Genomic DNA, 9945 nt, shown 5'->3' with positions numbered 1-9945 from the left:
CGCCGGACGGGCTGAGGATGCGCATGCTGGCCCGCACCGGTCCTGCCAGGGGCGCGGGGAACTGCGCGAGAAGCGACCACGGCCCGCACACGACCAGGGGGTTAGGGGCGCGGGGAACTGCGCGAGCAACCACGCACGGCCCGCACTCGATCGAAGGGGCCGCGGGGCCCTATCGAGTCCCGCCCCGCTCCAACGCCGCCAGGGGCGCGAGGAACTGCGCGAGAAGCGACCACGGTCCGCACACGACCACGGGTTAGGGGCGCGAGGAACTGCGCGAGCAACCCCGCACGGCCGGCACACGACCACGGGGCTAGGGGCGCGGGGAACTGCGCACCCCACCCCCGCCAGGCACCACACCCAAACCCCCCACCCCACCCACCCCCAGCGGTAGGCTGACCTGGCCAGACCACATCAGAGCCCACCAGGCCCCCCAGACCCGCAAAACCAAACCCCCGCAGCCCCCGCACCACCGCGTACGGAGAGCCCGCGGAACACAGCAGAACCCCGCACCACAGCAGCGCCCCGCACCACAGCAGAACCCCAAGCACAGCAGAACCCAGAAACGCAGCAGAACCCCGAAGGGAACCCCATGCCGCTCGAAGCCGGCCTCCTCGCGATCCTCGCCTGCCCGGCCTGCCACGCCCCGCTCAGCGACGCGACCTCCGCGGAGGAGCCCGAGCTGATCTGCACGGGCAAGGACTGCGGACTGGCCTACCCCGTACGCGACGGCATCCCCGTCCTCCTGGTGGACGAGGCCCGCCGCCCCGCCTGAGCACCCCGCAGGCGCGCGGGCCCGGGCCCGCGACATCCCGCGCACCCCCCAGCAGAGCCGGAGGCCGACCCCATGCTCGACGAGTCGCTGCTCGACGATCCGGAAGCCCTCGCCAGGGCCGACCGCCGCGGGCTGCTCCGCGGCGCGGCGGAGGCGGGCGCCCGCGTCCGCACGGCGTCCCGGCACTCGGCCGAGGCAGGCATCGCCGAGCTGAAGCCGGAGGGCCGCCCCCGGTCCGTACTGATCGCTGGACCCGGCACCGCGGCCGCCGGAGTGGCCGACCTGATCACCGCGCTCGCGGGCGCGTCCGCACCGGTCACCCGCCTCGAATCCACCGGCGTCGCCCCCGCCGCGGGCGCCCTGCGCTGGACGCTGCCGGGCTGGGCGGGCTCAGTCGACCTCCTGCTGATCACCACCCCCGACGGCAGCGAGCCCGGCCTCGCCCTGCTAGCTGAGCAGGCGTACCGCAGGGGCTGCAACGTCGTCGCGGTCGCCCCCCAGCGCTCCCCGCTCGCGGAGGCCGTGGACGGCGTCCACGGCCTCGTCGTGCCGATGGCGTCCGCCCCCTTCGAGCCCGACGAGGCGGAGATGTCCGCCGCGAGCCCGGGCGCCCTGTGGTCGCTGTTCACACCGCTGCTCGCACTGCTCGACCGGGTCGGCCTGCTCAGCGCGCCGCCCGAGACCATCGAGAAGATCGCCGCCCGCCTGGACCGCACCGCCGAACGCTGCGGCCCCGCGATCGCCACGTACAGCAACCCCGCCAAGACGCTGGCCTCCGAGCTCGCCGAGTCGCTCCCGCTCATCTGGACCGAAGGCCTGGGCGCGGCGCCCGCGGGCCGCCGGTTCGCGGCCGTCCTGAGCGAGCTGTCCGGCCACCCGGCCCTGGCCGCGACCCTCCCCGAGGCGCTGCCCGCCCACGGCGTCCTGCTGGCGGGCTCGCTGGCGGCCGGCGCCGACCCCGACGACTTCTTCCGCGACCGCGTGGACGAGCCGGAGCGCCTGCACGCCCGCGTCGTCCTGATGCGTGACCGCCCGGCCGGCGGCCTCTCCGCGGCCCCGGCCGCCCGCGAACTCGCCCTGAGCCACGACACGCCCATCAGCGAGCTCGAACCCGAGGAGGGCACCGAGCTGGAGTGCCTCGCCGAACTGATCGCCGTAACAGACTTCGCCACGGTCTACCTGACGATCGCCTCGACCTGACGGCCACCACGACCTGGCGGTCACCACGACCTGGCGATGGCCGCAATACGGCGATCACCGCGCCCCGACGAGACCTGCCCCCCCCGCCACACCCCCCCCCAACAACCCCCAACCCCCCCAACGAAAGCAACCGAGAGCACAGGACGACGCCCCATGGATCGCCTCATCAACACCATCCGTCCCTACGCCTGGGGCTCCCCCACCCTCATCCCGGAACTCCTCGGCACCGAGCCCACCGGCGAACCCCAGGCGGAGATGTGGCTGGGCGCCCACCCGGGGGCCCCGTCCAGGCTGGACCGCGGCAACGGAGCGACATCGTTGTCAGACGTGATCGCCGCAGACCCGGCCGGCGAACTGGGCCGCGCCGCACTGGCCCGCTTCGGACCGCGCCTGCCCTTCCTGCTCAAGCTCCTGGCCGCCGGCGCCCCCCTCTCCCTCCAGGTCCACCCCGACCTTGCCCAGGCCAAGGAGGGGTACGAGGCCGAGGAGCGGGCCGGGGTCCCGATCGACGCCCCGCACCGCAATTACAAGGACGCCAATCACAAGCCCGAACTCGTCTGCGCGCTCACGCCGTTCGAGGGCCTGTGCGGGTTCCGCACCCCGCAGGACGCGGCGCGCACCCTGGCCGCCCTCGAGGTCGACTCCCTGAAGCCGTACGTCGACCTGCTCGGCGCCCACCCCGCGCAGGCGGCCCTGCGCGAAGTCCTCACCGCCGTACTGACCGCCGATCGCGCGGAGACGGCCGCCACGGTGACCGAGGCGGCCGCCGCGTGCGAACGCCTGGGCGGCGCGCAGTACGAGGCGTACGCCTCCCTCGCCCACCACTACCCCGGCGACCCGGGCGTGGTCGCGGCGATGCTGCTCAACCACGTCCAACTCCAGCCGGGCGAAGCCCTGTTCCTCGGCGCCGGGGTGCCGCACGCCTACCTGGGCGGCCTGGGCGTGGAGATCATGGCCAACTCGGACAACGTGCTGCGCTGCGGCCTGACCCCCAAGCACGTCGACGTCCCCGAACTGCTCAGGGTCGTACGCTTCGAGCCCACCGACCCGGGCGTGCTGCGCCCCGAGGCCTCGGACGCGGGGGAGGAGCTGTACGCGACGCCGACCGACGAATTCCGGCTGTCCCGTTTCGTACGGGCGGAGGGCGCGGCCCCCACCGAACTGACCGCGGCCACGCCGCAGATCGTCCTGTGCACGGCGGGCGAGCCCACGGTCGGGGGACTGACGCTGACCCCGGGGGAGGCCGTCTTCGTCCCGGCGGAGGAAACGTCCGAACTGTCCGGTACGGGAACGGTGTTCCGTGCCACGGTGGTTGCCTGATGTAACAATGTGCCGCCGCGGGGTCCGGCACCGGCCGGCCCCGCCGACGGGAACCGACGAAGGGAAGACGGCAACTCCATGAGCGCGTCAGGCGGTACCAAGGCCATCGTGGCGGCGCTGAGCGCCAACCTCGCCATCGCGGCGGCGAAGTTCGTGGCGTTCCTGTTCAGCGGCTCGTCGTCGATGCTCGCGGAGAGCGTCCACTCGCTGGCCGACTCCGGCAACCAGGGCCTGCTGCTGGTCGGCGGCAAGAAGGCCCGGCGCGAGGCGACGCCCCAACACCCCTTCGGCTACGGCCGCGAGCGCTACATCTACGCGTTCCTGGTCTCGATCGTGCTGTTCTCGGTCGGCGGCATGTTCGCGGTCTACGAGGGCTACGAGAAGATCCAGCACCCGCATGCGATCGAGGCCTGGTACTGGCCGGTCGGCGTGCTGGTCTTCGCCATCGCCGCGGAGGGCTTCTCCTTCCGTACGGCGATCAAGGAGTCGAACGTCACCCGGGGCGGACTCTCCTGGAAGGAGTTCATCCGCCGCGCCAAGGCCCCCGAACTGCCGGTCGTGCTCCTGGAGGACTTCGGCGCCCTGGTCGGCCTGGTGCTGGCCCTGGCGGGCGTGGGCATCGCGCTCGCGACGGATGACGGGGTCTGGGACGGCATCGGCACCCTGTGCATCGGCATCCTGTTGATCCTGATCGCCCTGGTCCTGGCGGCGGAGACCAAGTCGCTGCTGCTCGGTGAGTCGGCGGGCATGGACGAGGTGGCGAAGATCAATGCGGCGATCGTGGACGGTCAGACGGTGACTTCTGTCATTCACATGCGCACGCTCCACCTCGGCCCCGAGGAACTCCTGGTGGCCGCGAAGATCGCCGTCCAGCACGACGACACGGCCCAGGAAGTCGCCACGGCGATCAACGCGGCGGAGGCCCGCATCCGCGAGGCGGTGCCGATCGCGCGCGTCATCTATCTGGAGCCGGACATCTACAGCGCGGAAGAAGCCGCCGCCGGCCCCGACCCCGCTGCCACCCCGGGCGGCCGCTGACCCGGCCGTCGGCCGGGGCGCCGCGGCTCCGTCCGCCGTGGCGGCCCCGATCCCGCTTCGCACGGCCGCCTCTCCCCTCAGGCCGGGGACTTCGGCGAGACGCCGGCATCACCATTGGCCGAGAACGCCAACGTCTACGTCCGGGGACGCCGGCGTCACCTTTGGCCGGGGACGCTGGGGCTCGCTGGGCCGATCGGTGTAGATTCGTGACCAGAGCCAGACGTCGCTGCTGATGGCGGTCGGTCGGTCCCGCGCGGACCCGGCCGAGGGAGAGAGGGCCTCCGACGGACTGCGCTGCGAGCGCATCCGGGCACTCCCATGCCCATCACCGCGCCCGCGGACCAGCCGTACCCACCCTCGCCACCAATCCACGAGGAGCAGCCCGCCATGACGACTGACGCCACGAGCGCTGGCCAGGACTTCAAGGTCGCCGACCTCTCCCTCGCCGCCTTCGGCCGCAAGGAGATCACTCTCGCCGAGCACGAGATGCCCGGTCTGATGTCGATCCGCAAGGAGTACGCCGCCACGCAGCCGCTGGCCGGCGCGCGCATCACCGGCTCGCTGCACATGACGGTGCAGACCGCCGTGCTGATCGAGACCCTGGTCGCCCTCGGCGCCGAGGTCCGCTGGGCCTCCTGCAACATCTTCTCCACCCAGGACCACGCCGCCGCCGCCATCGCGGTCGGCCCGAACGGGACCCCCGAGGCCCCCGCCGGCGTCCCGGTCTACGCCTGGAAGGGCGAGACGCTTGAGGAGTACTGGTGGTGCACGGAGCAGGCGCTGACCTGGCCGAACACCCCCACCGGCGGCCCGAACATGATCCTGGACGACGGGGGCGACGCCACCCTCCTGGTGCACAAGGGCGTGGAGTTCGAGAAGGCCGGCGCGGCCCCGGACCCCGCCACCGCGGACTCCGAGGAGTACGCCCACATCCTCACCCTGCTGAACCGCACCCTGGGTGAGAACCCCCAGAAGTGGACGCAGCTGGCCTCGGAGATCCGTGGTGTGACGGAGGAGACCACGACGGGTGTCCACCGTCTCTACGAGATGATGCGCGACGGCGACCTCCTGTTCCCGGCGATCAATGTGAACGACGCGGTGACGAAGTCGAAGTTCGACAACAAGTACGGCTGCCGTCACTCGTTGATCGACGGCATCAACCGCGCCACCGACGTTCTGATCGGCGGCAAGACGGCGGTCGTGTGCGGCTACGGTGACGTCGGCAAGGGCTGTGCCGAGTCTCTGCGCGGGCAGGGCGCCCGTGTGATCATCACCGAGATCGACCCGATCTGTGCGCTTCAGGCGGCGATGGACGGCTACCAGGTCACGACGCTGGACGAGGTCGTCGACAAGGCCGACATCTTCATCACCACGACGGGCAACAAGGACATCATCATGGCCGCGGACATGGCCAGGATGAAGCACCAGGCGATCGTCGGGAACATCGGGCACTTCGACAACGAGATCGACATGGCCGGGCTGGCCAGGATCCCCGGCGTCGTCAAGGACGAGGTCAAGCCGCAGGTGCACACCTGGACGTTCCCCGACGGCAAGGTGCTGATCGTCCTGTCCGAGGGCCGCCTGCTGAACCTGGGCAACGCGACCGGTCACCCGTCCTTCGTGATGTCCAACTCGTTCGCGGACCAGACGCTGGCGCAGATCGAGCTGTTCACCAAGCCGTCGGAGTACCCGACCGACGTCTACGTGCTGCCCAAGCACCTGGACGAGAAGGTCGCGCGCCTGCACCTGGCCTCGCTCGGCGTCAAGCTGACCGAGCTCCGTCCGGAGCAGGCCGCGTACATCGGCGTCGAGGTCGACGGCCCGTACAAGCCGGACCACTACCGCTACTGAGCCGGCCCCGCCACTCCGGGGACTGAGCGGGCCGGGCCCTGCGCGCCTCAGGCCCAACGCCCCCTGCAGTCTCCGGAGTTGACGGCGCCGCAGATGCGGCCGACCCCGGCCCCGGACCCAGCGGGCATGCTCCGCCGGGTCCGGGACACGCCGACCCCCTGGCCGCCGGTCCCTGCTCGTCGGCACCCGTGCCGCCGGTCGGGCCACCGGAAGCGGGGTTTTCTCGGTACGTCATCGCAGCCGGTACGTCATCGGTAGAGAGGCAGGCCCCCGCACCCCCGTGACGGGGGCCTGCCCCTACCGCTCCCCACCGAGTCAGCGCTTGACTCCCGAGGACCCCGAGATCCCATGCCCCGCGGCCGATATTCGCTTCACGATCCCCACGACCACACCCCTCTCGGCGAAGAACACTTCCACTGCGCGCCCGGCCCCTCCGGCTGGCGCTACGTCTCCCAGACCACCACCCCCTCCGGAGACCACGCGGGCTCCGTAGACCTCGCCCTGGACGAGTTCGGCCGTCCCATCCGCCTCGAACTCCACGCCTCCGCCTGGCAGGTGCGCGGAGCCGCTCTCGACGGCGTCACCTGGGTCCGTACCGACCCCTCCGGGATCCACGCCACCGAAGGCAATGTGCGCGCCCACACCTTCGCCGGCACTTCCCCCGCGTTCCTCGTCGCCACCTCCCGTCTGCTGCGGCTGACCCCCCAGTCCCCGACGACGCGCGTCCGCCTCGTCGTGTTCACGGACCCCGTACTCGCCCCCCGGACGATCGACCAGTCCTGGGCCCTGATGAAGAGTGAAGCGCACGCCACTGACAATGGCCCCCTGACCGTGGACGAGTACCAGGTCAACGCCCTGGACACGGGCGAACAGCACACCGTCCACATCGCCGGCGACGTGGTCCTCGCGGCACCCGGGATCGAGCTGGAGTCCCTGGAATCCCCGCCGTCGACGTTCCCCGCGTCGTAACCGCGCCCGCGCCGCGGCGCTCACCCGCCGGCCTTCAACAGCCCAGCACCACAACCGCGTTGGCGCCCACGCAACCCCGCCTCAAAGCCTGCGGAACCCCGCCCGGCGCGCTACCAGCCGCCCGGAGTGGGCCCCTGCCGCACTAGGCGGGCGGCGCAAACCCCGTCGAACGCGCGGGTCCCGAAGCCGGCGCCGTCCCCTCAACAGGCCCCGAACCCCCGCGCGCCCCAGCCTGATCGGCGACCTGCTCCGGCGGGCTCACCAGCCCGGCCGACCCGGGAACGTGCTCGCCCGCAGGTCCGGCAGGTGCTCCCGAAACCTGGCCGTGAACCGCCGCCGGCCACGCCGCACCCTGACCAGCACTCCAGCCATCCGAAGTCCAGGCACCCGAACCCCAGGCACCCGCTCCCTGAACGCCGGCACCACGAGCCCCTGCCCCGGGAACGCCCGCACCCGTCACGGGAGTTCCCGGACCGGACACAATCCCGACTCCGCCGAACGCCCGCCGCGCGTCACGGGCCTGACGCTCACTCACCACGGCCGCGAGATAAGCGGCGGGAGGCACCCCGTCCGGGACAGGGGCACCCGTACAGGCCACCACGTCGTCGGCCAGCCGTGCCGCCATCGCCCAGCCGACCTGTGGATCGAGCTGCCTCATCCGCATCAGGTACTGGCGCACGGCGAGCCAGAGCCCGTCCGGCACGCGGGACAGGTCAAGCCCGGCGAACCGCCCCACCAACCACGGCGGGGGAGGCGGAACGGCCGCGGCCCACCCCGACGACACCCGCTCGCGCACCACCAGCGTGCCCGCGAACACGTCCCCGATCCGCCGCCCCCGCTCGGAGACGAGCGACGCGATGCAGGCCACGACACCGAAGGTCAGCAGGATCTCGACGACCCCCATGGCCCCGCGCATCAACGCGTGCCTGAACCGGATCGGACCACCGTCGTCCCGCACCACCCGCAGCCCACAGGCCAGCTTCCCCAGCGACCGCCCGTGCGAGAGCGTCTCGACCGCGATGGGCGCCCCCACCAGTACGAGGACGAAGAGGGCGACGGCGATCGCGGCCTGGGCGGCGCCGTCCAGGGACGCAGTGGCGAACAACATCACCAGCGAGACCAATATGTAGGCAGCCCACACAACGGCCAGGTCGATCACCAGGGCCAGTGCCCGACTCGGCAACCGCGCGGGCCGCAGCCCCAGTACGACAGCGTCCCCCGTGACCAGCGCGCTCACCGATACCCACCCTTCACGGACGACGACCTTCCCCGCCCCTCGAACCATCCAGTCTGCCAAGCTGACCCGCAGCGCGCCGCAGTAGTACGGACCGTACGCACCCAGTGCCTGGAGCAGCAGCAGAACATGGACCTCGACGTCTTCGTGACCGCCCACCGCGCGGAGTGGGACCGCCTCGAACACCTCCTGCACCGCGGCCGTCGCCTCACGGGCGCAGAGGCGGACGAACTGGTGACCCTCTACCAGCGGACATCGACCCACCTCTCTCACATACAGTCCTCCGCCCCCGACCCCCTCCTCACGGCACGCCTGACGCAGCTGGTGGCCCGCACACGCTCCGCCGTCACCGGCACCCGCCGCGCCACCTGGCGTGACGCCGCCCGCTTCCTCACCGCCGGCTTCCCGGCCGCCGTATACCGATCCCGCCGCTGGTGGATACCGACGGCGCTGGTCTCCATAGCCGTGTCCGCGATCATCGGCTGGTGGATCGGCACCCACCCAGAGGTCCAGTCCGCCATCGCCGCCCCGGACGCCCTGCGCCAGATGACGCAGCCCGGCGGTGAGTATGAGACCTACTACTCCAGCCACCCCGCCGCGTCCTTCGCCGCCCAGGTCTGGACGAACAACGCACAGGCCACCGCGACCTGCCTCGTCCTCGGCGCCTTCCTCGGCATCCCAGTCCTGTGGATCCTTCTGCTCAACATGCTCAACCTGGGCGTGGGGATCGGCCTCATGTCCTCGGCCGGCCGCCTCGACACCTTCCTCGGCCTCGTCCTTCCGCACGGCCTCCTGGAACTGACCGCCGTGTTCGTCGCGGCGGGTACGGGGCTGCGCCTCGGCTGGACGGTCATCGACCCGGGCCCTCGCACCCGCCGCGCCGCCCTGGCCGAACAGGGCCGAGCAGCTGTGGGCATGGCGATCGGCCTGGCCCTGGTGCTGTTCGTGTCCGGAATGATCGAGGGCTTCGTGACGCCATCGGGCCTACCAACCTGGGCCCGCATCGCCTTGGGCATCGCCGCCGAACTGGCCTTCCTTGTGTACGTCTATGTTCTGGGCGGTCGAGCGGCCCGCGAGGGGGAGACGGGGGACGTCGAGGCGGAGGCCCGCAGCGCCGAGTTCCCGACGGCCGCGTGATGTGCGTCCGCACCCTCTGACCTGCTACTGTCCTCCTCGCCCACAAAAACCGTTGACACGGTCCGCGTGGGGAGGTAGATTCAAACGGTTGCCTCGGACTGGACAAGTCCGAGAGTGGCAGATAACATCTCTCTCGCTCTCATCGAAATTGAATTTCGAGTGATGAGCCATTTCGATCCACTATACGAAGCCTGATGAAGCCGATTCGTTCGGCCGAATCGCTTCTGATAGAGTCGGAATCACCGAAAAGGGAAACGCGAAAGCGAATATCGATTCGGTAGCCCGCTCCAGCGGGTGGCAGAAACGGAAATCGGATCTGCTAAGCTGGAAACACGAAATACCGAAGGGAAGCGCCCGGAGGAAAGCCCGAGAGGGTGAGTACAAAGGAAGCGTCCGTTCCTTGAGAACTCAACAGCGTGCCAAA

General features: G+C 71.1%; 8 protein-coding genes. 7 read left to right on the top strand and 1 reads right to left on the bottom strand.

The window, feature by feature from the left end:
• The first annotated feature begins 589 nt into the window (after nt 1-589).
• From ACGF3I_RS34980 to ACGF3I_RS34955, 6 genes are all read left to right on the top strand, one after another.
• Nucleotides 590-772 (top strand): Trm112 family protein, encoded by a 183-nt coding sequence (locus ACGF3I_RS34980; RefSeq protein ID WP_393139325.1) that lies wholly within the window; start codon nt 590-592, stop codon nt 770-772.
• Nucleotides 773-844: 72 nt separating this feature from the next.
• Nucleotides 845-1972: an SIS domain-containing protein gene (locus ACGF3I_RS34975; RefSeq protein ID WP_393139323.1), complete on the top strand. Its 1128-nt coding sequence runs from the start codon at nt 845-847 to the stop codon at nt 1970-1972.
• A 153-nt stretch (nt 1973-2125) separates the two neighbouring features.
• Nucleotides 2126-3292 (top strand): mannose-6-phosphate isomerase, class I, encoded by a 1167-nt coding sequence (gene manA, locus ACGF3I_RS34970; protein WP_393139321.1) that lies wholly within the window; start codon nt 2126-2128, stop codon nt 3290-3292.
• Between the two features lie 78 nt (nt 3293-3370).
• Nucleotides 3371-4330, top strand: coding sequence for a cation diffusion facilitator family transporter (locus ACGF3I_RS34965; protein WP_393139319.1), 960 nt, complete (start codon nt 3371-3373; stop codon nt 4328-4330).
• Between the two features lie 387 nt (nt 4331-4717).
• Entirely contained in the window at nt 4718-6181 is a 1464-nt protein-coding gene (gene ahcY / locus ACGF3I_RS34960; protein WP_393139317.1) for an adenosylhomocysteinase, read from the top strand.
• 348 nt (nt 6182-6529) lie between these two features.
• Nucleotides 6530-7150 (top strand): hypothetical protein, encoded by a 621-nt coding sequence (locus tag ACGF3I_RS34955; protein WP_393139316.1) that lies wholly within the window; start codon nt 6530-6532, stop codon nt 7148-7150.
• A gap of 142 nt (nt 7151-7292) precedes the next feature.
• Here ACGF3I_RS34955 and ACGF3I_RS34950 read toward each other — a convergent pair whose 3' ends face one another.
• The gene (locus ACGF3I_RS34950) at nt 7293-8387 is read right to left on the bottom strand and encodes an RDD family protein (RefSeq protein ID WP_393139327.1); all 1095 of its coding nucleotides are present in this window, start codon (nt 8385-8387) and stop codon (nt 7293-7295) included.
• 126 nt (nt 8388-8513) lie between these two features.
• Here ACGF3I_RS34950 and ACGF3I_RS34945 point away from each other — a divergent pair, with 126 nt between their 5' ends.
• On the top strand, nt 8514-9521 hold the full coding sequence (locus ACGF3I_RS34945; protein WP_393139315.1) for a stage II sporulation protein M: 1008 nt from the start codon (nt 8514-8516) through the stop codon (nt 9519-9521).
• Nucleotides 9522-9945 lie beyond the last annotated feature (424 nt).

Origin of the sequence: Streptomyces sp. NPDC048111 (assembly GCF_043202815.1) — a bacterium.
Taxonomy (GTDB): Bacteria; Actinomycetota; Actinomycetes; order Streptomycetales; family Streptomycetaceae; genus Streptomyces.
Note: the sequence above shows the minus strand (reverse complement) of the source record. Positions and strands in the feature narration are given on the sequence as shown.

Bases quoted from the DNA above. Each gene is read 5' to 3' on its own strand.
- ACGF3I_RS34980 (WP_393139325.1), top strand. From the start codon at position 590: ATGCCGCTCGAAGCCGGCCTCCTCGCGATCCTCGCCTGCCCGGCCTGC.
- ACGF3I_RS34975 (WP_393139323.1), top strand. From the start codon at position 845: ATGCTCGACGAGTCGCTGCTCGACGATCCGGAAGCCCTCGCCAGGGCC.
- manA (WP_393139321.1), top strand. From the start codon at position 2,126: ATGGATCGCCTCATCAACACCATCCGTCCCTACGCCTGGGGCTCCCCC.
- ACGF3I_RS34965 (WP_393139319.1), top strand. From the start codon at position 3,371: ATGAGCGCGTCAGGCGGTACCAAGGCCATCGTGGCGGCGCTGAGCGCC.
- ahcY (WP_393139317.1), top strand. From the start codon at position 4,718: ATGACGACTGACGCCACGAGCGCTGGCCAGGACTTCAAGGTCGCCGAC.
- ACGF3I_RS34955 (WP_393139316.1), top strand. From the start codon at position 6,530: ATGCCCCGCGGCCGATATTCGCTTCACGATCCCCACGACCACACCCCT.
- ACGF3I_RS34945 (WP_393139315.1), top strand. From the start codon at position 8,514: ATGGACCTCGACGTCTTCGTGACCGCCCACCGCGCGGAGTGGGACCGC.